At 66.4% G+C, this 21,969-nt stretch carries 22 protein-coding genes and 1 pseudogene; 8 read left to right on the top strand and 15 right to left on the bottom strand.

Annotated features, from left to right (window positions below; genetic code table 11):
* Positions 1-6: 6 nt before the first annotated feature.
* From ACREXZ_RS16970 to ACREXZ_RS16935, 8 genes are all read right to left on the bottom strand, one after another.
* Positions 7-1,302: a D-alanyl-D-alanine carboxypeptidase family protein gene (locus tag ACREXZ_RS16970; protein WP_431765264.1), complete on the bottom strand. Its 1,296-nt coding sequence runs from the start codon at positions 1,300-1,302 to the stop codon at positions 7-9.
* A 359-nt stretch (positions 1,303-1,661) separates the two neighbouring features.
* Entirely contained in the window at positions 1,662-2,306 is a 645-nt protein-coding gene (locus ACREXZ_RS16965) for an alpha/beta hydrolase (RefSeq protein WP_431765263.1), read from the bottom strand.
* 18 nt (positions 2,307-2,324) lie between these two features.
* Positions 2,325-2,648: a (2Fe-2S) ferredoxin domain-containing protein gene (locus tag ACREXZ_RS16960; protein ID WP_431765262.1), complete on the bottom strand. Its 324-nt coding sequence runs from the start codon at positions 2,646-2,648 to the stop codon at positions 2,325-2,327.
* 191 nt (positions 2,649-2,839) lie between these two features.
* Positions 2,840-3,997 carry a VanZ family protein gene (locus tag ACREXZ_RS16955; RefSeq protein ID WP_431765261.1) on the bottom strand — a complete coding sequence of 386 codons (1,158 nt, stop codon included), beginning with the start codon at positions 3,995-3,997 and terminating at the stop codon, positions 2,840-2,842.
* An 85-nt stretch (positions 3,998-4,082) separates the two neighbouring features.
* Positions 4,083-4,706, bottom strand: a complete 624-nt coding sequence (locus ACREXZ_RS16950) for an ABC-type transport auxiliary lipoprotein family protein (RefSeq protein WP_431765260.1) — start codon at positions 4,704-4,706, stop codon at positions 4,083-4,085.
* A gap of 18 nt (positions 4,707-4,724) precedes the next feature.
* Positions 4,725-5,684 carry an MlaD family protein gene (locus tag ACREXZ_RS16945; protein ID WP_431765259.1) on the bottom strand — a complete coding sequence of 320 codons (960 nt, stop codon included), beginning with the start codon at positions 5,682-5,684 and terminating at the stop codon, positions 4,725-4,727.
* A 16-nt stretch (positions 5,685-5,700) separates the two neighbouring features.
* Complete coding sequence (locus tag ACREXZ_RS16940; RefSeq protein ID WP_431765258.1) at positions 5,701-6,579, bottom strand: ABC transporter ATP-binding protein; 879 nt, start codon at positions 6,577-6,579, stop codon at positions 5,701-5,703.
* Positions 6,576-7,715, bottom strand: a complete 1,140-nt coding sequence (locus tag ACREXZ_RS16935; protein ID WP_431765257.1) for an MlaE family ABC transporter permease — start codon at positions 7,713-7,715, stop codon at positions 6,576-6,578. The genes ACREXZ_RS16940 and ACREXZ_RS16935 overlap by 4 nt, the downstream gene beginning before the upstream one ends.
* 105 nt (positions 7,716-7,820) lie before the next feature.
* On the opposite strand from ACREXZ_RS16935, the gene ACREXZ_RS16930 reads away from it, so the two are divergent.
* From ACREXZ_RS16930 to ACREXZ_RS16920, 3 genes are read left to right on the top strand one after another with little or no spacing between them, the layout of a single operon-like run.
* Positions 7,821-8,741: a biotin--[acetyl-CoA-carboxylase] ligase gene (locus ACREXZ_RS16930; RefSeq protein ID WP_431765256.1), complete on the top strand. Its 921-nt coding sequence runs from the start codon at positions 7,821-7,823 to the stop codon at positions 8,739-8,741.
* Positions 8,738-9,568, top strand: a complete 831-nt coding sequence (locus ACREXZ_RS16925; protein WP_431765255.1) for a type III pantothenate kinase — start codon at positions 8,738-8,740, stop codon at positions 9,566-9,568. Before ACREXZ_RS16930 ends, ACREXZ_RS16925 begins: the two co-directional genes overlap by 4 nt.
* A 37-nt stretch (positions 9,569-9,605) precedes the next feature.
* Positions 9,606-9,845, top strand: coding sequence for a hypothetical protein (locus ACREXZ_RS16920; protein WP_431765254.1), 240 nt, complete (start codon positions 9,606-9,608; stop codon positions 9,843-9,845).
* 12 nt (positions 9,846-9,857) lie between these two features.
* On the opposite strand, the gene rfaE2 is transcribed toward ACREXZ_RS16920, so the two are convergent.
* The 7 genes from rfaE2 to ACREXZ_RS16885 all read right to left on the bottom strand — a co-directional run bounded on the left by rfaE2 (position 9,858) and on the right by ACREXZ_RS16885 (position 17,376).
* A complete protein-coding gene (rfaE2, locus tag ACREXZ_RS16915) occupies positions 9,858-10,340 on the bottom strand; it encodes a D-glycero-beta-D-manno-heptose 1-phosphate adenylyltransferase (RefSeq protein ID WP_431765253.1) in 483 nt (160 codons plus the stop codon).
* A 137-nt stretch (positions 10,341-10,477) separates the two neighbouring features.
* Positions 10,478-11,353 (bottom strand): ferritin-like domain-containing protein, encoded by an 876-nt coding sequence (locus ACREXZ_RS16910; protein WP_431765252.1) that lies wholly within the window; start codon positions 11,351-11,353, stop codon positions 10,478-10,480.
* Between the two features lie 421 nt (positions 11,354-11,774).
* Positions 11,775-12,989: a patatin-like phospholipase family protein gene (locus ACREXZ_RS16905; RefSeq protein WP_431765251.1), complete on the bottom strand. Its 1,215-nt coding sequence runs from the start codon at positions 12,987-12,989 to the stop codon at positions 11,775-11,777.
* Positions 12,990-13,018: 29 nt separating this feature from the next.
* Complete coding sequence (locus ACREXZ_RS16900) at positions 13,019-13,819, bottom strand: PhaM family polyhydroxyalkanoate granule multifunctional regulatory protein (RefSeq protein WP_431765250.1); 801 nt, start codon at positions 13,817-13,819, stop codon at positions 13,019-13,021.
* Between the two features lie 192 nt (positions 13,820-14,011).
* The gene (locus ACREXZ_RS16895) at positions 14,012-14,890 is read right to left on the bottom strand and encodes an enoyl-CoA hydratase/isomerase family protein (RefSeq protein ID WP_431765249.1); all 879 of its coding nucleotides are present in this window, start codon (positions 14,888-14,890) and stop codon (positions 14,012-14,014) included.
* Between the two features lie 50 nt (positions 14,891-14,940).
* Positions 14,941-16,059: an ABC transporter substrate-binding protein gene (locus ACREXZ_RS16890; RefSeq protein ID WP_431765248.1), complete on the bottom strand. Its 1,119-nt coding sequence runs from the start codon at positions 16,057-16,059 to the stop codon at positions 14,941-14,943.
* A gap of 324 nt (positions 16,060-16,383) precedes the next feature.
* A complete protein-coding gene (locus tag ACREXZ_RS16885) occupies positions 16,384-17,376 on the bottom strand; it encodes a fumarylacetoacetate hydrolase family protein (protein ID WP_431765247.1) in 993 nt (330 codons plus the stop codon).
* Positions 17,377-17,504: 128 nt separating this feature from the next.
* On the opposite strand from ACREXZ_RS16885, the gene ACREXZ_RS16880 reads away from it, so the two are divergent.
* From ACREXZ_RS16880 to ACREXZ_RS16860, 5 genes and pseudogenes are all read left to right on the top strand, one after another.
* Positions 17,505-18,428: an IclR family transcriptional regulator gene (locus tag ACREXZ_RS16880; protein WP_431765246.1), complete on the top strand. Its 924-nt coding sequence runs from the start codon at positions 17,505-17,507 to the stop codon at positions 18,426-18,428.
* A gap of 127 nt (positions 18,429-18,555) precedes the next feature.
* Positions 18,556-19,803 carry a DUF3108 domain-containing protein gene (locus ACREXZ_RS16875; protein ID WP_431765245.1) on the top strand — a complete coding sequence of 416 codons (1,248 nt, stop codon included), beginning with the start codon at positions 18,556-18,558 and terminating at the stop codon, positions 19,801-19,803.
* Between the two features lie 173 nt (positions 19,804-19,976).
* A pseudogene (locus ACREXZ_RS16870) lies at positions 19,977-20,174 on the top strand (3-oxoadipate enol-lactonase); the annotation flags it as partial.
* Between the two features lie 233 nt (positions 20,175-20,407).
* Complete coding sequence (locus ACREXZ_RS16865; RefSeq protein ID WP_431765244.1) at positions 20,408-20,665, top strand: BTH_I0359 family protein; 258 nt, start codon at positions 20,408-20,410, stop codon at positions 20,663-20,665.
* 212 nt (positions 20,666-20,877) lie between these two features.
* Positions 20,878-21,957: a homocysteine S-methyltransferase family protein gene (locus ACREXZ_RS16860; protein ID WP_431765243.1), complete on the top strand. Its 1,080-nt coding sequence runs from the start codon at positions 20,878-20,880 to the stop codon at positions 21,955-21,957.
* Positions 21,958-21,969 lie beyond the last annotated feature (12 nt).

Below are 21,969 nucleotides of genomic sequence, written 5' to 3'. Positions count from 1 at the left end.
ACGGCGTTACTTCTTCTTGTTGAACATCAGCATCAGCGAATCCCACACGCGACCCACGACGCCCGCCTGCGGCACCGCCCGCAGCGCGACGACCGGGAACTGCGCGAGCGTCTTGCCGTCCGCGACGAGCTGCACGCTGCCCACCGTTTGACCGTCCGCGAGCGGCGCGACGAGCGGCGTATTCAGTGTGACCTGCGGCTTCGCCTTGTCGCTCGCGCCCTTCGGCAGCGTGATGTATTGATCGCTCTTCACGCCGACCTTCACCGTATCTTCCGCGCCCTTATAGACACGCGGCGTTTCGATCGTCTGGCCGGCCTTGTACAGGCGCACCGTGTCGTACGCGCTGTAGCCGTAGTTGAGCATCTTCAGGCTGTCCTGCACGCGGTCGTGTTCCTTCACCTCGCCCATCATCACGGTGACGAGACGGCGCGATGCATCCGGTGTGCCCGGCAACGGGCGCTTCGCAGTCGCGATCAGGCAGTAGCCGGCGGCCTGCGTGTGGCCGGTCTTCAGGCCGTCGACGGTCGGATCGAGCCACAGCAGACGGTTGCGGTTCGGCTGCTTGATCTTGTTATAGGTGAATTCCTTCACCGAAAAGATGCTGTAGTAGTCGGGGAAATCGCGGATCAGACGTGTGGACAGCCGTGCGAGATCGCCCGCCGTCGTGTAGTGCTGCGCATCGGGCATGCCGTTCACATCCGCAAAATGCGTACCCTTCATGCCGAGGCGCTGCGCTTCCGTGTTCATCATCGCGACGAACTGCGATTCGCTGCCGCCGACCAGTTCCGCGAGTGCGATCGCTGCGTCGTTACCCGACTGCACGATCATCCCGTAGACGAGGTCATGCACGGTCACCGGCTTGTTCGCCTCGATGAACATCCGTGACTCGTCGTTGCCTACGCGGCGCACCGCTTCGCTCGGCATCACGGTCTGGTCCATCGTGATCTTCTTCGTCTGCAGCGCTTCGAACACGAGGTACGCCGTCATCAGCTTCGTGAGCGACGCGGGCTCGACGCGTTCGTCGGGGTTACCCGACGCGAGGATCTGGTTACTGGTCGCATCGACGAGCACCCACGAACGCGCGTTCACCACCGGCGGCGGCAGCTGGCCGCCAGGGGTCAGGGTGGCGACGGGCGCAGCGGGAACCGCGGCTGCTTTTGCCTCGGCGGCCTTAGCCGAGGCTGTCTTTGCAGCGAACGCGGGATTCGCGACGAGCATGGCCGGCACCAGCACGCCGAGCGTCACGACACGGCTTACGAAAGAGGAAGGGAATGACAGAAAACCAGCAGTGGAAAAACGCATAGGATCGAGTCGGGCAGAAAAGTGTGTCGTGCACACGGACGTACACGCGGCGCATGAATGGGAAGAGCCGGCCGGCGAGCGCTTCGCCGCGAAAAGCGGTACGGCGCTCATTGGACTTGCGGCCACGCGATCGGTTCGCGCGGTGCCGCGCGCCCGGTGTATTGCGTACGACGTAACGTGACGTAGTACGACGCAAACAACCAGACGGGCCGCACTGCGCCCCAAAAAAGAGCGCTCATTATACGCGTCGCGTGAAGGCCGTTTTTCGCCGACCGTGAGAAAAGCGGCTACATGTCGCGTAAAAGTCGCTGCATGTGCCGCATGGGTCGGTGCGAATATCGGTACGACTCAGCGCCGGGTCATCGCCACGCTTCGACGATGATGCGCTTCAGGATGTGCAGCTTGCGATGCAGAAAGTGTTCGGCGCCGGGGATCACGACCACCGGCAGTTCCTGCGGACGTGCCCAGTCGAACACCGATTGAAGGGGCACCGTGTCGTCGATCTCGCCGTGAATCACAAGCGTATTTTCCGGCACCGGCACGACGTCCCAGCGGCTCGCGGCCGTCCCGACCAGCACCATTCTTTCGATTGTCTTGCCCGCATCGCGCAGTTGCTGCGCGACGTGCGACAGCACGAACGTGCCGAACGAAAAGCCCGCGAGCACGAGCGGCAACGCGTCGTGGCCCGGCTGCGCGCGCATGTGTTCGAGCAGCGCGAGCAGGTCGTCGCGTTCGCCGTGGCCGTTGTCGTGTTCGCCCTGCGTCTCTCCGACGCCGCGAAAATTCGACCGGTACGTGACGTAGCCGAGCTGCACCAGCGTGCGCGCGAGCGTCTGTGCGACCTTGTTGTCCATCGTGCCGCCGAACAGCGGATGCGGATGTGCGACGAGCGCGAGGCCGCGCGGCGCGGCGCCTGCGTCGCGGACCGCGTCGGGCAGATCGAGCGCGACTTCGATCTTGCCGACCGGCCCGTCGATCAGGAATTTCTGTGTGTGAACGTTCATGCGGTCTCTAGTGGTCGATCAACGGTCGATCAGCAGCCGTTCGACGATCTTGCCGTTCACGAGATGCGAGTCGACGATCTCATCGATGTCGCTTTCGTCGACGTACGTGTACCACGTGCCTTCCGGATACACGACGATCGTCGGCCCCTCCTCGCAACGGTCGAGGCAACCGGACTTGTTGATCCGCACCTGGCCCGGCCCCGCGAGACCGAGCTGCTTCACGCGCTTTTTCGCGTACTCCTGCATCGCCTGTGCGTTGCAGTTCGCGCAGCTTGGTCGATCGGCGCCGGGATCGCGCTGGTTCAGGCAGAAGAACACGTGATATTTGAAGAACGAATCCATGATGGGCGAGCGCGAACGCTGGAGTCAGTGTGGGGGGCGGCGCGGCAACGTGTCGCAGTGCGGCTCGCCTTCTTGCATAGGCTTGCACGCGCTTGCGGAAGGCTTGCGATCGTCTGCCGTCAGTACCGTTCGATGTCCGGTCGATTATAACGAGCGCGCCGGCCTGCCGCAGCGGCATGGCACCACCGGGTTCAGCCCGCGCCGCGCCGTCGCGTGAGCCACGCGCGCTCCGCGGAGAACGCGAGCCACACGAGCATCGCGTACGGCCACGTCCACGCGAGCCAGCGCGCGAGCCCGTTGAAGTGCAGATAGCGGCCCTGGCGCCAGTCGGCAAGCAGGACGTCGAAGTACGGATTCACCGGCAGCAGGTTCACGCAGATCAGCGACACCGCGAGCGCGGCCGCCGCGAACGTCGCGCGCCACGCGGCCGGCAGCACGAGCGAGCACAGCGCAGCCGCCGTGCCGGCAGCGAGACCTGCTAGCGCACCGGGTGTCGCCCAGTCGAATGCGAGACCGGACTGCGATTGCAGGAACGTCGCGCCGGCCTTCACGAACAGCGTCAGCACGACCAGCAAGAGCAGCAGCCGGATGCGCGGCGCGCGCGGTCGGATCGGCAGCGACGCGAGCGCACACGCGGCGAACAGGTTCAGCCCGGTGACGATCGCTTCCCACACGTCGTCGGGCAGCGCCGCGCCGAGCATCGCGGGCCACGACGCAACATGCCACGCTGCGGGCGTCCATGCGAGCAGCGCGTCCTGCATCGTCGAATCGAAACTCAGCCACAGTGCACGCGGCCAGCCGCCCAGGCCGAACAGCAGCGGCGCGGGGAACATCGTCGCGAACGGCCACAGCCCGGTGAGCCCGACGAGCGCGGCGGCATCGCGCTCGAGCCACAGGAAACGCATCCGGCGCAGCGCGCCGCGGTCGAGCAGCGCGCCGGTCGCGGGCGACATCAGCGCGGCGCCGAGCAATGCGCCAAGCGCATTCGCCGCGAGATCGAGATTGGATGCGACGCGTGTCGGCAGATAGGTCTGCACGGCCTCCATCACCGACGACAGCAGCGTGCCGAGCACGAACGCGAGCGCAATCGCCGATGCGCCGCGCCGCCGCGGATACACCGCGAGCACGCACAGCGCGCCGAACGGCATGTAGCCGAGCACGTTCGTCACGACGTCGAATGCGGTCAGGTATTGCGGCAGCGGATCGTTCAGGTAGTCGAACGGACCGAGGCCGAGTGAACGCCAGCCCGTGAACGGATACCACGACCCGTAGACGATCAGCGCCGCGTACAGCCACAGCGCCTGCCGCGCGAGCGCGGATGGCCGGCGCTGCCAGGGCTTGTCGCTCATCGGGGGCTCCGTGGCCACTGAGGCGCGCGCTTCATCGCGCGGCGCTCACGACGAGGGCGCGGTTTCCACGCTCATCGCGCCACGCTCATTTCGACGCGACTAGCGGCTGCACGCCGAGCCACGCGACGATCTGCGCGATCAGGTCGTTGCTCGCGGCGGCCAGCGCGGCCGCGCCGCCGGCGGCGTCCGGCGAACTCGCAGGCGCGCGCGCGACGAACGTATGCTGGCCGACCACCTTGCCGCTCTGGATCAGCGTCGCGCGCGCGGTGACCGCGCCGTGGCTCTCGGACTGCCCGTCGAACACCTGCTCGAACTCTTCGAGGTCGACCTTCAGCACCGGTGCCCGCACGCCGTCCGCGCCCGTAAGCACGGTGCCGCGCGACGACAGCGCGTTGCGCAGCCGCTGCGTGAGCAGTTGCGCGGGCGCCATCGTCCAGTGACTGTTCGCATACGACGCGAGCCGCTGCTGGTCGGCGTAACCGAGCCGGTAGACGAGGTGGTCGGAATCGAGCGTCTCGGGTGCGCCGATGTCGAGCACCTTGACGGCAGGCAGGGTACCGACCGATGTCGGCGGCGATGCGGGGCCGAGGTCGTAGCGGAAATCGGCGATCGCGGCGGGCGTGCCCGCGCAGCCCGCGAGTACCGCCGCGGTCAGCACGGCGGCAAGCAGCGCGCCGGACGGAAGAAAACGGGAGAAGATGCGTGGCATCGCAAAGGTCCTATGAAATCATTTCGCCGCGGCCCCGGGCCAGGCGAAGCCCGGCTCGCCGGGGCCAGGAGCTGCGCGCGGCGCGCCGAACAGCACGCTGCGGGGGTTGTTGCTGAACGTGTCGGCGGCACGGTCCACCGAGCGCGCCGCCGAACGCACGTCCTCCGACAGCGCGTTGACGCGCGGCAGCGTGTCGTAGCTCACGCGCGAGGACAGCTCCTGCAGCGTCGAATCCATCGCGCCGAGCGCGTCGCCCGCCTGCTGCGCCGCCGTGCCGACCTTGTTCAGGTTCATCTCGAACGGACCGTCGGGACGGTTCAGGCTCGTGATCAACTGGTTGGTCGACGCGAGCGTGCTGTCCAGCTGGTTCAGCGTCGCGGGCAGCTTGCCGACCGTCGGACCCATCTGCTGTGACAGCGTCGTCACGCCGTCGGCCGCGTGCTGCAGGCTCGTCGCGGTCGCGAGCAGTTGCCGTCGCATGTCCTCGGAGAGCAGCGCATCGACGTCGCTCGCGACTTTCTCGAGCTTCCGCAGCAGATCGTCGCCGCGCTCCTGCAACTGGTCGAGCAGACCGGGATGCATCGGCAACTGCGCGACGTTCTTCAGCGACGAGGGCAGCGGCTCCGGATCGTGGCCGTTATCGTCGAGCTGGATGAACGCGATCCCCGTCACGCCCTGGAAGCCGAGACTGCCGAACGTGGAGTGCGTGATCGGCGCGTGGCTGTCGACCAGGATCCGGATCACGATCTGCCCCGGGTGCGAACGGTCGAAATGGATCGTCTGCACCTTGCCGACGTCGAGCCCGCGATAGCGCACCGCGGCGTCGGTGTAGAGCCCCGTCACGTTGGTGCGCGCGATCAGGTCGTACGGCACGCGCACCGAGCGGTCGACGTTGAACAGGAACGCCGCAAGCGCGATCGCGACCAGCAGGCCCACCGTGAAGATACCCGCCCAGAAGGCATGCGATTTGTTTTCCATGGTCAGGTTCCCTGGTTCACAGCGGCAACTCGGACGAAGCCGGTTCGAGCGCGGCCGGCGGCAGCTTCGCACGGCGCTCGGGCGGCAACGCCAGGAGCGCGAGGCGGCCGCGCAGGCCGAGAAAATATTCGCGGATGAACGGATGATCGACGTTCGCCGCCTCTTCGACCGGCGCGGCGACGAGCACCTTGCGATCCGCGAGCACCGCGACGCGAGTCGACAGTGCGACCATCGTATCGAGATCGTGCGTCACCATCACCACCGTCAGACCGAGCGCGCGATGCAGCGTGCCGATCAGCTCGACGAATTCGTCGGATGCCTGCGGATCGAGCCCGGCGGTGGGTTCGTCCAGAAACAGCAGCTCGGGTTCCAGCGCGATCGCGCGCGCGATGCCGACCCGCTTGATCATCCCGCCCGACAGCGCGGCCGGCATCTTCGACGCGTTCTTGCATGGCAGCCCGACCATCTCGAGCTTGAGCATCACGATGTCGCGCAGCAGGTCCTCGGGAATCTTGCCGAGCTCGCGCAGCGGCTGCGCGACGTTGTCGAACACCGACAGCGACGAGAACAGCGCGCCGTGCTGGAACAGCATGCCGGAGCGGCTGCGCATCAGGTGCGCGGTGTCCTCGTCCATCGCCGCCCAGTCTTCGCCGAGCACGCGAATCGTGCCCGACGACGGCCGTTCGAGCCCGAGAATCTGCCGCACCAGCGTCGTCTTGCCGGACCCCGAACCGCCGACGATCGACACGATCTCGCCGCGCCGCACCTCGAGGTTCAGATGCTGGTGCACGATGTTGCGGCCGTAGCGCTTGGTCAGGTTGTGCACCTCGATCACCGGCTCGGCGATCTCGGGCAGTGGCTGGCCGCGCACGGCGGTCGTGAGCGGCGAGATCATCCGAGCCCCACGTTCTGGAACAGGATCGCGAACACGGCGTCCGCGAGAATCACGACGGTGATCGACGTCACCACCGATGTCGTCGTGCCCTCGCCGAGACTCTGCGAATTCGCCTTGATCCGGAAGCCGAAATGGCAACCGACGATCGCGATTAGCATGCCGAACGCCACGCCCTTGCCGAGCCCGATCCACAGGTTCGCGACCGGCACGACGCCTGGCAGCGCACGCGCGAAATACGACAGATCGATGCCGAGCACGATCTTCGCCGCAAGCGCGCCGCCCGCGAGCGCGACGATGTTGGTCCACATCACGAGCAGCGGCATCGCGACGCCGAGCGCGACGACCCGTGGCAGGATCAGCCGCAGCCCGTGGGGGATGCCCATCACGCGCATCGCGTCGAGTTCCTCGGTGACGCGCATCACGCCGATCTGCGCGGTGATCGCCGAGCCCGAGCGGCCGGCCACGAGAATCGCGGATAGCACTGGCCCGAGTTCGCGGATCACCGATAGCCCGAGAATATTCACGATGTACTGGTTCGCGCCGAACAGCCGCAGTTGCTGCGCGGACAGGTAACTCAGCACGATGCCGATCAGGAACGCGACGAGCGCGGTGATCGGCAGCGCCTTGGTGCCCGCGTTGTAAATGTTCGACGAAATCTCGGTCCACGGCGCGATCTTCGGTTTCCGTGCGATCGCGACCAGGTCGAGCATCACGCGGCCGAACATCGCGATGCCGCCGTACAGGTGTTCGAAAAACGCAAAGATGGACAGGCCGAGGCGCGTGAACAGATCGACGTGCGGTACGGCCTCGGCCGGCTCGCGGCCGGCGTCGAGCAGCGCGATGCGCTCGAAGATGTCGCGCTGCGTGTCGTTGAGCGCGACGAGTTCGGCCGGCAGTTGATGGCCCCACACGCGCCACAGCGCCTGGCCGCCGACGTGATCGAGCCGCTCGACCCGCGACAGGTCCCATTGCGTGACCCGCTCCCTGGCGCCGACGAGCGAGCGCAGGCGCGGCACCACGTGGCCGCGCCGACGGTCGCGCGCGAGTGCGAGCGCCGTCCACTGGCCGGAAAGCCTTACGATCTTGCCCTGGTTGCCCGCCGTGATGTCGAGGCCAGGCGGAGTGTCGAAGTTCAAGGCGCGCGGGGGTGGGTTGTCCGTGAGCGGCCATTGTAACGAACGCGGCGTGTCGATCAGAGTTAGCTAACCCTCGTGGCCACCCCTGTCGCTACAATAGCCACCATGAACGACCCTCGCACCTCCACCGGCGCCGAGCCCGCCGACGACTGGCGCATCGACCGGGCCCGCGCCGTCGCGCTGTTCGGCGCGCATGCGCAGGACTGGCCGATCGAAATCGTCGAAGAGACCGGCTCGACGAACGCCGACCTGATGGCCCGCGTCAAGGCACTGCCGCGCAAACCCGGCGCGCTCGCACGGCCGATCGTGCGCGTTGCGTATCTGCAGACCGCAGGCCGCGGACGACGCGGCCGCCCCTGGTACGCCGAGCCGGGCAATGCGCTGCTGTTCTCGGTCGCGTGCGTGCTGCCGCGCCCGCTCGAAGGGCTCGCGGGCTTGAGCCTCGCGGTCGGCGTCGCGCTCGTCGATGGCCTGCGCTCGCTGCCGCTCACCGGCTCCGGGCCTGGTCAGATCGCGTTGAAGTGGCCGAACGACGTGCTGTTCGAAGGCGACAAGCTGGCCGGTATCCTGATCGAAACCGCGTGGAGCACCGCCGACGCGAGCGCGGTCGTGATCGGCATCGGTACCAACGTGAAGGGCGCGGACGCACTCGCTGAAAAGATCGGCGCGCTGCAGGCCAGCGTGCCCGCGCAGGCGCGCGGCGCGGCGCCGACGGCGCTGTCGCGTGCGCTGCCAACGGCGAATCTCACCGACACGCTCGCCGCCGAGCTGAACGCACTCGAACCCGCGCTGCAGCGTTTTGCAGTCGAAGGCTTCGCGCCGTTCCGGCAACGCTGGAACGGTTGCCACGCGTACGCGGGCCGCGACGTGGTGCTGATCGAGCAAGGTGTGGAAGTGGCGCGCGGCGTGGCGGCCGGCGTCGACGAAAGCGGACAGTTGCTGCTCGATACGGCAAGCGGCCGCGAGACGATCGCCACCGGCGACGTGTCGCTGCGGCTCGCGAGTGCTGCCGAGGGTGCTGCATGAGCGGCACGCCGTTCCTGCTGATCGATGCGGGCAACAGTCGCGTGAAATGGGCGCTTACCTACGACGCGCACGGCGGTAAGCCGACGCGCAGCGGCGCGTTCGCGCATCCCGCCGACGACGCACCGCCCATCCCCCCTGCCGACTGGTTGACCCTGCCAGTGCCCATCGGTGCATGGGTATCGAACGTCGCGGGCGAGACCGTCGCGCGGCGCATCGACGCGTTGCTCGACGCGCGCTGGCCCGGCCTGCCGCGCACGACGATCCGCGCGACCGCCCGGCAGTGCGGCGTGACCAACGCGTACACGACGCCGTCCGCGCTCGGCAGCGACCGCTGGGCCGGCCTGATCGGCGCGCATGCGGCGTTCCCCGGCGAACATCTGCTGATCGCGACGTTCGGCACCGCGACGACGCTCGAAGCGCTACGCGCGGACGGCACGTTCACGGGCGGTCTGATCGCGCCGGGCTGGTCGCTGATGATGCGCTCGCTCGGCGAACACACGGCGCAGTTGCCGACGCTCGATGCGCACGCGGCGCGTGGATTGCTCGGCAAGGCTGACTCGATTTCTTCGGGTGCCTTTGCTACCGACACACCGCGCTCGCTGTCGGCCGGTTGCATGCTCGCGCAGGCGGGGCTCGTCGAACGCGGCTGGCGTGATCTGCAGGCGGCATGGCAGGTGCCGGTGCGGCTGGTGATCGGTGGCGGCGCGGCGGACGAAGTCGCCGGTGCGCTGCAGGTGCCGTACACGCGTCACGACGCGCTCGTGCTGTCGGGACTCGCGCTGATCGCCGCCGACAGCCCCGCGCCTTCGTCATCCGCGCATCCATGATGAACGCAGCCTCATCCCCTCGACGGAGACCCCGACCATGCTGCGCTGGCTGATCGCCATCCTGTTTCTCGCCAACATGCTTGCGTTCGTCGCGATGCGCGGAGTCTTCGGACCGCTGCCGTCGGCCGGCACGCGCGAGCCGAATCATCTGAACCGGCAGATTCGTCCGGAGTGGCTGAAGGTGACGCCGCTGTCGGCGGCGGATGCCGCGGATCTTGCGGTAGTGGGTGGGCCGGCGCCCGAGCCGGCGATTGCCGCGTCGGCGCTCGCGCAATAAGATCGGCGCGCGTTAGCCCAGCGCGCGAACCTTCTTCAGCAGCGCGGTAGTCGAGCGATCGTGCTCGAACGGAATAGCCAGCGCACGGCCGCCCCAGCTACGCACCAGCGCGGATTCGGGCAGCGTGTCCATGTCGTAGTCGCCGCCCTTCACGAGCACGTCCGGGCGCAGCGCTTCGATCAGCTCGACCGGCGTCTTCTCGTCAAAACGCACGACCCAGTCGACGCTCTCCAGTGCCGCGAGCAACGCCATGCGGTCGGCGTCGGTATTGATCGGCCGGTCGTCGCCCTTGCCGAGCATCCGCACCGACGCATCGCTGTTCACGCCGACGATCAGACACGCGCCGAGGGCCTTCGCATCGGCGAGGTACGTGACGTGCCCGCGATGCAGGATGTCGAAGACACCGTTGGTGAACACCACGGGGCCCGTCAGCGACGGACGGCGTTGCGCGAGGGCGTCGCGGGTCGTGAGCTTGCGTTCGAAATGGACGGCCATAGGATCGGAGCGAATAGATAGCGAAGAGGATTAAAAAAACCGGTCGAAAAAAACGGCCCGGCAGGTTGCGCGCCTGTCGGGCCGTGTTGCTTTTCGTTTGCGTGGCGCTCAGCGTAACGCCGCGTCGCGGCGTCAGCTCAGGCCGGCTGCTGTTGTGCGGAGCCCTGCTCGGCCTGCAGGCGCTGCACCACTTCCTTGCGATAGCGGTTCAGTTCCTGCGCGGTGTTGAACGAGCGCTCGAACAGGATCGACAGGTTGTGCAGGATGCGCTCGATCACCTTCTTTTCCCAGCCGTCGTCGAAGCGGATCTGTTCGTCGAGCCAGCGTTCGAGCCATTCCGGATCGGGCAGGCGCGACTGGATGGTATCGCGCGGGAAGAGCGCCTGATTCACGTGCAGGTTGGTCGGGTGCAGCGGCTTTTCGGTGCGGCGCGCCGATGCCATCAGTACGCCGATCTTCGCGAACGCCGCACGCGCGACGTCACCGAAATTCGTCAGCGCCTTCTTCATGTAGCGCAGATACGCGCCGCCGTGGCGCGCTTCGTCACGCGAGATGGTTTCGTAGATCTGCTTGATGACCGGCTCGGTGTGCCATTCGGCCGCACGGCGATACCAGTGATTCAGGCGGATTTCGCCGCAGAAGTGGAGCATCAGCGTTTCGAGCGGCGGCGCCGGATCGAACGTGAACCGCACCGCGTGCAGTTCTTCTTCAGTCGGCACGAGTTCCGGCTTGAAGCGGCGCAGATACTCCATCAGCACCAGCGAGTGCTTCTGCTCCTCGAAAAACCACACGCTCATGAACGCGGAGAAATCGCTGTCGTGGTGGTTGTCGCGCAGGAACATTTCCGTGGCGGGCAGTGCGGACCATTCGGTGATCGCGTTCATCTTGATCGTCGCGGCCTGCTCGTCGGTGAGCAACGACGCGTCGAACTTGTCCCATGGGATGTCCTTCTCCATGTCCCATCGAACGGACTCGAGCGATTTATAAAGTTCCGGATAAAGCATGGTGTTCATATTCCCACCCCTGTTCTGCGCGTTGCGACGTCTTGATGTGGCTGGCTACTGTTGCGGCTAACGAGCAAAAAACGCACGTTCGCGTGCTCAATGTTCAATTTTACGCGGTAATCGGGTGCCCAGATGCAAGGGTGTCGCAAAGAAGCGTCTGCATTCGATGTGCACTTGCGAAAACCGGAGTTCTTGTGCGGGGCGGCGACCGCCACGCGGTCAGCCGTGGGTGGAAGGAAGTCCTTTGCCTGGGCCGACGAACGGGCGGTTCGTGGGTTGTTATGGTGCGCCCGAGGATACTGAAAGCTCATTGCATGATAGCACGCGAATATGACGCTTCCGCCCGTTCGGCGGGCCGCGAGCAGGACCTTACGTCGACCTGCGGCAGGATCGGCGCAGATGTCGTGCAAAGGGCTGTGACGCGTCCGTGTCATGCGGTGCCGGGGCCGTGCTGGCCATGGTGTCCATGAGGACCGCTGGTGTCGTGGGTGTTACGGTCGGCGCGCTCGATCCATGCGGCCAGTTCGTCGCGGCGAGCCAGCGCGTCGCGGCGGCCGAGGTCGATCAGTTCACGCGTGAATTCGCTTTCGAACAGCAGATAGCTCGCGAACGACGCGCCCGACGCGCGATTCCCGCCCACCGCGCCGAGCAGCCCGCGCACCGTCAGCGGCAGGCGCTTCAGATGCCGTGCGGCGATCAGCTCGATGCGCTCGCTCGGCGCGATCGCGAGCACCTCGACGTGACGCCAGCCGCTTTCCGGTTCGACCACGTGCGGCAACTGCAGCACCATCCGGTTCACGTGCTCCATCCGCTCGATGTCCGCGCCGATCGAATCGAGAAACACACTCGCGAGCACCTGCTGACCGATCTGCGCGAGCGACGGATAGCCGTTTTCCGGTGCGGTCGCCGGCACTTCGGGGCGCGCCGCGGCTGCGCCGATCACGACGATGCGGTCGGCGCCGAAGTGGATCGCCGGACTGAGCGGCGCGATCTGGCGGATCGAGCCGTCGCCGAAATACTCGTGACGACCGTCGACTTCAAGACGCACGGCCGGAAAGATGAATGGAATCGCAGACGAAGCAAGCAGATGCGCGGGCGTCAGCTCGACCATCCGCGCGGTGCGCTGCGCGCGCCGCCACGCGTGAATCGGCTCGCTCGCCTGATAGAACGTCAGATGCCGCCCCGACGAATAGCTGAGCGCCGTCACCGATAGCGCATGCAGCGCGCGCGACTCGAGCATCTGGTCGATCCGGTGGAAGCTGAGCGCCTCGTGCAGCAACCCCGCGAGCGGCGTGTTGTCGAACAACGCGCGCGGCGAGCGGCGCGCCGCCCAGCCGACCGTCATCGCCGCGAGCCAGCGCACGCCTGCGCCGACGACGCCCGGCCAGTCCGTGCGATACACGCGATTGGCGCGCATCGCCGACCACACGTCGACCAACCGGTCGGCGCCACGCAGGAAGTCGTCGGCGTGGCTCGCAATCGACGTCGCGTTGATCGCCCCCGCCGACGTGCCGCAAACGACGCTGAACGGCGACGCCCGATGCGCAGGCGCCACTTCGCGCGCGATCTGCGCGAGCGCGGCGAGTGCGCCGGCCTGGTAGGCCGCACGCGCGCCGCCACCCATCAGCACGAGCGCGAGCCGCATGCGTCACGCTCCGCCGTCGTCGCGCGGTTTCATTCGGGCTGCGGCGGCGCTTTCTTCGCGCTGCGTGTTGTGCCGGTTGCTCCGGTTCCGCCGGTCGCACTGGATTGCTTGCCGGGCGCCGCGCGCTTCGCGGCCGGACGCTTTGCCGCCGCAGGCTTTGCGTCAGCCTTCGACGACGCCGCGCCCGGTGCAGCGGTCGTACCCGCAGCGCCGGCAGCACCCGCTGCACCGGGTTGCGTCATCGCGAATTGCGCAAGCTGGTTGAACTGCGATTGCAGCAGGTTCCACCAGCCCGATGTATCGAATGCCGGCCCGGTCTGCACGCCACCTTCGGCGCCTTCGCTGCTTTCACTGGCTTTGGCCGATGCGCTGCTTTCAGTCGAAGCCGCAGGCTCGCTCTCTTTCTTCGCAAACGGCGACCCGCTCGCAGGCGACGACCATGGAGAAGGCGAAGGCGCAGCACCCGCCCCCGCCGGCGACTGCGCAAACGACGCACCGAACGCCCGCAACGTAGCGAGCGTCGCGCGCTGCACTTCGAGCGCCTGAATCGCCGATTGCAGCATGTTCAGATTCAGCTTCAGCCATTGCTCGACGGCGCGCATGTCGGTGATGCGTTTGTCGAGTTCTTCGACGTTCGTGAGCGGCGCCATCATGTCGGACATCATCGACAGCGACGGTCCGAGGCCTTGCGCCGCCCCAGGCTGCCCGCCCGGAAACGACGAGCCGAACGGCGTGAGACGCATCATGTCCCACATCCGGTCGACCATCTCGGCAGGAGGAAACCCCGGGAAACCGGGAAAGGGCGGCGTAACGCCGGGTCTATCGGTCATGCATTTCTCCTCGCACCGAATACAGATGAAACGATTGAAGCATTGCGCTCGTTCTCGCGCATTGTTTGTGTGTCGCGTCCGATCATACCGTGCGGGCGTCGGGGCGCGGCGTATGGGCCCCGGTCGCACGACGTATCGTGCGCCGTGCATCGCGTGCGCTGCGCGGCGAAGCACACCGCACCACCTGCAACCTCAAAACGGCTCACCGCCCGGAAAATCCGGCGCGCGCCGCTCGCGCAGCGATTTCACACCTTCATGGACATCAGGCCCCGCGAAGCCCATGAATTCGAGCGCCAGCGACGTGTCGAACGCCGGCCCGGCCGAGCGCAGCCAGTTGTTCAGCGCGTACTTGGTCCAGCGGATTGCGGTCTGCGAACCGTGCGCGAGTTTCTCCGCGACCTCGAACGCTTTCGGCACGACGTCGGCGTCGTCGACGGCGAGCGACACGAGGCCGATCCGCTCCGCCTCCTCGCCGCTCACCGGCTCGCACAGCAGCAGGTAGTACTTCGCCTTCGCCATCCCGCACAGCAGCGGCCACACGATCGCCGCGTGATCGCCGGCCGCGACGCCAAGGCGCGTATGGCCGTCGATGATCCGCGCCGACTTCGCCGCGATCGAAATGTCGGCCAGCAACCCCGCGACGAGTCCCGCGCCGACAGCCGGTCCATGCATCGCCGACACGATCGGCTTGCTGCAGTTGATCACGTTGTAGACGAGGTCACGTGCTTCGCGCCATACGCGGGTGCGCACGTCGAAGTCGGTCGCCATCTCTTCGACCAGATGCAGGTCGCCGCCCGCCGAAAACCCTTTGCCTTCGCCGCGGATCACCGCGACGCGGGTTTCGTCGTCGCGGTCGACGTCGCGCCAGATCTCCGCAAGCTCGCGATGCGTCTGCGCGTCGGCGGTCGCGAGACCACTGCGGTTCGCGCCCGCGCCGTTCATCACGATCTCGAGAATTCCATGCGGATGACGCCGCAACTGCAGCGACGTGTAGCGCTCATACGGCGCGGGATTGCCCGCAGGCGAGGCCGATGAAGGCGATCCAGATGAAGCAGACGGTTCTTGCGACATAACGTTCTTCCGTGAGTCGAGAGGATGCGGCAGGTGTCACCCGTTTCGCGTCAGCGCGGCTGGTAGACCCACTTCGCGTCGCGGATCTGCACCATCACGCGGGCACGTTGATCGAGCCCAAGATGATCGGTCGGGCTCATGTTGACGAGCCCGTTTGTATCGGCAAGGCCGCGCGTCGCTTCGAGCGCGTCGCGCAATGCACGGCGAAACGCTGGCGTACCCGGCGCGGCGCTCGTCAACGCGATCGGCACCGCGTTCCCGAGAAGCAGGTTCGCATCCCACGCATACGAGCCGAACGCCGATACGCTGCCGGGTCCGCGCAACGCCTCGAAGCGCGCGATGTAGTCGAGCGCGAGCCGCTTCGCCGGGTGATCCTGCGGCAGCTGCGCGGCGACGAGCACCGGGCTCGCGGGCAGGAACGTGCCGTTGCAGTCGGTGCCGCAGACGCGCAGGAAGTCGTTACTGCCGACCCCGTGGTTATGATAGATCTTGCCTTTGTAGCCGCGCGCAACGAGCGTTTTTGGCGGCAGCGCGGCCGGCGTGCCAGCCGCGCCGACGACGACCGCATCCGGATTCGCCGCAAGAATTTTCAGCACCTGACCCGTGACGCTCGTGTCCGTGCGATTGAAGCGCTCGTTCGCGACCACGCGGATGTGATGCAGCTCCGCGAATTTCGCGACCTCCGCGTAGAACGTCTCGCCGAGCGCATCCGCCTGGCCGATGTACGCGATCGTCTTCACGCCGTGCCCGCTCGCGTGTTCGGCGATCGCGGACGCCATCATCGCGTCGGTCTGCGGCGTCTTGAACATCCAGTAGCGCTTCGCGTCGACCGGTTCGATGATCTTCGCGGACGACGCAAGCGAGATCGCCGGCGTCTCGCCCTCGGCGACGACGTCGAGCATCGCCAGCGAGTTCGGCGTGATCGACGAGCCGATGATCGCGTCCACGTGATTTTCGGAGATCAGCTTGCGCGTGTCCTGCACCGCGAGCGTCGTGTCTGAGGCGTCGTCGAGCACGATGTACTCGACCTTCTGACCGGCAATCTCTTTCGGGAACAGCGTCGACGTGTCGCGTGCGGGAATGCCGAGCGATGCAGCGGGGCCAGTCAGCGACAGCACCAGTCCGATCTTCACCTGTGCGAATGCAAGCGCAGGCAGACTGCCCAGCATCAACACGCCGATCCTCCGCCAATGCGCTGACCATCGCGTCGTTCCCGTTGTTCGTGCCGACGCACTCCTCGCCCCGCGCAATCGCAGCATGCCTGTCTCCTCGCGTGTCTGTTATCGATGCCGGTTGCCCACTACACGGATACACAGGCTGTCGTGCGAGGCGGACGGACCGGCGCGCGTCCCGTGTCGCGCGTCAGCCAGTGTAGCGGGCGCCCGCTGGACCGGCATCGGGCGAAACCCTTTCGACGATCGGGTTTGTGGCTGGCTTGTGGTTGACCCTCGGCCGGCCTGGCGGCCGCCGCACGCGATGAGCCGCGCGTGTGCTCAGTGCGCCGGATCGAGCGGCGCGATCGCCTGTTCGATCGCACCGAAGATCGACTTACCGGCTTCGTCGAACATCTCGATCTTCACGGTGTCGCCGTACTTCATGAACTCGGTCTGCGGCGCGCCGTGCTCGATGGTTTCGAGACAGCGCTTCTCGGCGATGCAGCAGTAACCGCGCTTCGCGTCCTTGTTCGACACGGTGCCCGACCCGACGATCGAACCGGCCCGCAGGTTACGCGTCTTCGCCGCATGCGCGATCAACTGGCCGAAGTGGAACACCATGTCGGTGCCGGCATCGGGCTGGCCAACCTTCTTGCCGTTCCAGTGAACGATCATCGGACGATGCACGCGACCGCCGCGCCAGTGCTCGCCGAGTTCATCGGGCGTGACGGCGACCGGCGCGAACGATGTCGCGGGCTTGCTCTGGAAGAAGCCGAAGCCCTTCGCGAGTTCGGCCGGAATCAGGTTGCGCAGCGACACGTCGTTGACGAGCGTCACGAGCCGCACGCCCTTCAGCGCCTGGTCGGGCGTTGCCGTCATCGACACGTCGCCGGTAATCACCGCGACCTCGGCCTCGAAGTCGATGCCGTAGTCCTCGGACGCGCACACGACGTCGTCGCGCGGCCCGATGAAGTCGTCGCTGCCGCCTTGGTACATCAGCGGGTCGGTCCAGAACTCGGGCGGCATCTCGGCGCCGCGCGCGCGGCGCACGAGTTCGACGTGATTCACGTACGACGAGCCGTCGGCCCATTGGAACGCGCGCGGCAGCGGCGCCATGCAGTCTTTCGCGTCGAACGGGAACATGTTGCGCGCGCGGCCCTGGTTCAATGCGTCGGACAGGTCGTGCAGTTGCGGCGCGTAGAAGGTCCAGTCGTCGAGCGCGCGCTGCAGCGTCGGCACGATCGCGTCGGCGATCGCCGCGGTGTGCAGGTCGCGGGACACGACGATCAGTTGACCGTCGCGCGTGCCGTCCTTCAGCGAAGCGAGTTTCATAGGGGAATAAGCGGTAGGGATGACGGTAGAAGGAATCTATTCTACGATGGTGAATCGACGCGCCCCAAGCGCGCCTTCTTTCACCGCTGTTTATCGCGTGCCTTTGCGGCTCGCGCCACCTTCCGCTCATGCCGTCACCCGCCCGTCCCCGCGCCGCCCGCCATCCGTCTGCCGATGATGCCGCTGCACCATCGACAGCCGCTCCGTTCGATGCCGACGACGAAGCCGACGCCCGCGATCCCGCCGACGGCAGCGAAAACAGCGAAGAGAAACTGCGCTCGGGCATCCAGTCGATCGAGGTCGGCTTCCGGCTGCTCGACGTGCTCACGCACGAACCGCGCGCGATGATGCTGCGCGACCTCGCGCAACGCGCGGGCATGAGCCCGGCGAAAGCGCATCGCTATCTGGTGAGCTTCGCGCGACTCGGCGTGGTCGCACAAGACCCGCTGTCCGGGCGCTACGAACTCGGCGGTTTCGCGCTGCAACTGGGACTGGCGCGGCTCGCGCGCGTCGACGGCGTGAAGCTCGCGCGTGTCGCGCTCGCGGAATTGCACGACCGGCTTGACCTGACGGTCGGCATCGCGGTGTGGGGCAACCAGGGGCCGACTGTCGTTCACTGGATGGAATCGAGCCATCCCGCGAAGGCATCGCTGAAACTCGGCGACGTGATGCCGCTGCTCGGCTCCGCCACCGGCCTGCTGTTCGCCGCCTATCTGCCGCGCAGCAAGACCGCGGCGATGATCGAGCGCGAACTAGCGGTGGTGCATCGCTCTGCCCGCACCGACACGCCGCGCACGCCCGAAGACGTCGAGCGCACGCTCGCGGACGTGCGTGCGCATGAAGCGGCGCGCGTCGAAGGGATGCTGCTCGCGACGATCCACGCGTTCTGCATGCCGGTCTTCGATGCGACCGGCGATCTCGCACTCGGCCTGATCGCACTCGGTCACGAAGGCTCGTTCGACATCCGCTGGGACGGCGAGATCGATACGGCGATGCGCGAATGCGCGCGCAGGCTGTCGTACGAACTGGGTAATAGTCCGACGCCGCGTTGAGGCGTATAGCTGGCGTGGCTTTCCGCGCCGGTATCTTGCCGCAGGAACATCGGGCGCCGGCATGCGGTCGAACCTCCGTTCCGCTGTTTCACCCATCGCACCGCTTCGATCCGATCCGCCGCTTCGCATGTCGTCATCCACGCTTAACCATCGCCCGACTACGCCGCCCAACGCGGGGCGGTCGCGTGCGCGCACGGTGCGCTGGATCGCGGTGCTCGTGGCGGTGCTGGGCCTGCACTGGATTGCCGCGGAGTGGATCGAGCGACATCGCGAGACGTTCCAGCCTGTCGATGCCGCGCATGCGCCAGTCGAAATCGCGTTGCTGAAACCGGAGCGCATCGAGCAGCAGCCAGCCGCCCAGCCGCAGGCGGCCGCACCTAAACGGGCGCCCGCTCCGTCACGTGCGCCCCGTGCACCGAGTGAGCATGTGCTGACGGCGACGCGTTCCGAGCCGGCCGCTCCCACGCCCGCCGTCCCCGACACGGCATCGGCACCACAGGCCGCGTCTGCATCCGGCGCGGCAAGCACGTCAGCAAGCGGAGCAACGAGCGCATCGGCACCCGCTGCTGCAAGCGCACCGCACGCGGCGTCCGGCGTGAAGTTCTCAGTGCCGCCTTCCAGCGAGATGCAATACGACACGTTCTACAACGGCGTGCGCAACCAGCCAGGCACGATCCACTGGGCGAGCGACGGCCAGCATTACGAGATGATCGTCTCGATGCCGGTGCCGTTCGTCGGTACGTTCAGCTACTCGAGTCACGGGCGCGTCGACGCGTTCGGTCTCGCGCCGGATCAATACATCGAGAAACGCGGCCGGCGCGCAGAAGACGTGACGATCTTCAATCGCACCGACAAACAGATCGCGTTCACGCGCACGCCCACGACGCTCGCGCTGCCCGACGGCGCGCAGGACCGCTTCAGCATGGTGATGCAGCTCGCGAGCCTCGTGCGCGGCGATCCCGATGCGTACAAGCCGGGCGTCACGCGGCAGTTCTACGTCGCGGACAACGACAGCGGCGAGATCTGGCCGATCGAAACCATCGGCGACGAGACGGTGCGCACCGCGCAAGGCTTCATCGATGCGCGGCACTTCATGCGGCTGCCACGTCACGCAGGCGATGCGCGACGGATCGACGTGTGGCTCGCGCCGTCGCTCGGCTGGCTGCCGGCACGGATCGTACAGACCGAACCGAACGGCACGCAGATCGAACTCGTATGGCGCGGCAAGCTCGCGGCACCCGATGCGAATGGTGTAGCCGGTGTGAACGGTGCGACAGGTAACACGTCAGGCAACCCCAGCGGCAACGCAGACAATCCTTCTGCACCCGCGCCTCAACCCACACCAGACACCCCGCCAGAAAGCGAAAAGCCCTGACCCTGAACGGGTCTTCGGTCGATCGCGGAAACTTCGTAGCGCGACAGCGTTCGCATGAGGAAAGCCCCCGCCGCACGAAGGTTCTTCAAGTCTTACCAGTTCTTACGCAGCCCCCCTTTTTCGTGCGACGGTTCCCGTTCACCGCACCTTTTCGAGATGGAGTCCGCACGCAACTGAACCTCGACGGCGTCGACACGCGTTATGTCCTCAGCAACGAAGGCGGTGGCTCCTGGCTGACGTTCGTTCATCAACCAGGCGGCGATCTTTCGATCTGGGATCAGCTGGCCGGCTATTTTCGCGATGACCATACGGTGCTGCGCTACGACGTCTGCGGCCACGGTCGGACCGTTGTCGCCACTCAGGCCATCGCGAACGCCATTCAAGGCGCACAATACGAACTGCTCGATGCCGCACATCTCGCGCCCATTGAGCAGTCGCATCGATTTGCCGGGTTGCTTGAAACGTTTCTGGAAAGCCCTGTCTAACCTTCAGGTCCGGAAATTTTTACTAGCGTTGCTTCGGACCCACCCCTTGAATTCCACACCACACGCTCCATGTATGGCGCAGGAATGGCCAGGAGCCAACGGAAAGAAGGAGTGTCGCCATGCAAATGATCTACAACAGTCCCAACTACTGTGTTGTCGAGTTCCCGCCGGAAGACGGCCATCTCGCGATGAAGTCCGGTGGTTACGAGATCGTCGATAAAAATATGCAACGCGAGATCTATATCGATGGCGCAATGGCGGCGCGTTTCCGCGAGCACGTGCAGAAGCTGATCCAGGAAGAACCGTCTCTCGATGAAGTCGACGAATTCCTCGGTCAATTCGACAGTCTGATGAATCAACCGGTGGTGCTGCACTAAAGCTCGCACGGCACCTACTCGACTCCCGCTCCGGCGGCACTCCCTGAAAGCCCTGTCCGGCGTGCCGGACAGGGCTTTTTGTTGGCGCTCCGCCGACGGCCGCACGCGGAGCGCCATGGTCCGGCTGCGGCTACAATGCACGTTTCCCGACTGATCCGGCGCAAGGCCTTAGCCCGCGCGTCCTTTTAGTACGCTTACTAGCGCCCATTGCCATGAACCAGCCCGCCTCTTCCGCCGTCTCCGCCCGACCGGGTGCGCCCGCCACGGCCTACACGCGCGGCGCGACGCTGCCCGCGCTACTCGAGTCGCGCATCCTGATTCTCGACGGCGCGATGGGCACGATGATCCAGCGCTACAAGCTCGACGAAGCGGCTTATCGCGGCGAGCGCTTCAAGGACTTCGGGCGCGACATCAAAGGCAACAACGAACTGCTGTCGATCACACAGCCGCAGGTGATCCGCGAAATTCACGACCAGTACCTGGCCGCCGGCGCGGATATCCTCGAGACCAACACATTCGGTGCGACCACCGTCGCACAGGCCGACTACGGCATGGAAAACCTCGCGGTCGAGATGAACCTCGAATCCGCGAAGCTCGCGCGCGCCGCGTGCGACGCGTACTCGACACCCGACAAGCCGCGCTTCGTCGCCGGCGCCATCGGACCGACGCCGAAGACCGCGAGCATCTCGCCGGACGTCAACGATCCGGCTGCACGCAATGTCACGTTCGACGAGTTGCGCACGGCCTACTACGAGCAGGCGAAGGCGCTGCTCGACGGCGGCGTCGACCTGTTCCTCGTCGAAACGATCTTCGATACGCTGAACGCGAAGGCCGCGCTGTTCGCGCTCGACGAACTCTTCGACAACACCGGCGAGTGCCTGCCGATCATGATCTCGGGCACCGTCACCGACGCGTCCGGCCGCATTCTGTCCGGCCAGACTGTCGAAGCATTCTGGAATTCGCTGCGGCACGCGCGGCCGCTCACGTTCGGCCTCAACTGCGCGCTCGGTGCGGCGTTGATGCGCCCGTACATCGCCGAACTGTCGAAGCTGTGCGACACCTACGTGTCGTGCTATCCGAACGCGGGCCTGCCGAACCCGATGAGCGACACGGGCTTCGACGAAACCCCGGCCGACACGTCGAGCCTGCTGAAGGAGTTCGCGCAAGCCGGTCTCGTGAACATCGCGGGCGGCTGCTGCGGCACGACGCCCGAGCACATCGCCGCGATCGCGAAAGCGCTCTCAGACATCAAGCCGCGCCGCTGGCCGAACCACTACCGCGACGCCGCGTGAGCCTTGCCGCCT

Source organism: Paraburkholderia sp., from assembly GCF_050742655.1.
In the GTDB taxonomy this organism is placed as follows: Bacteria; Pseudomonadota; Gammaproteobacteria; order Burkholderiales; family Burkholderiaceae; genus Paraburkholderia.
The sequence above is the reverse complement of the archived record's forward strand: the minus strand, read 5'-3'. Positions and strand labels throughout refer to the sequence as shown.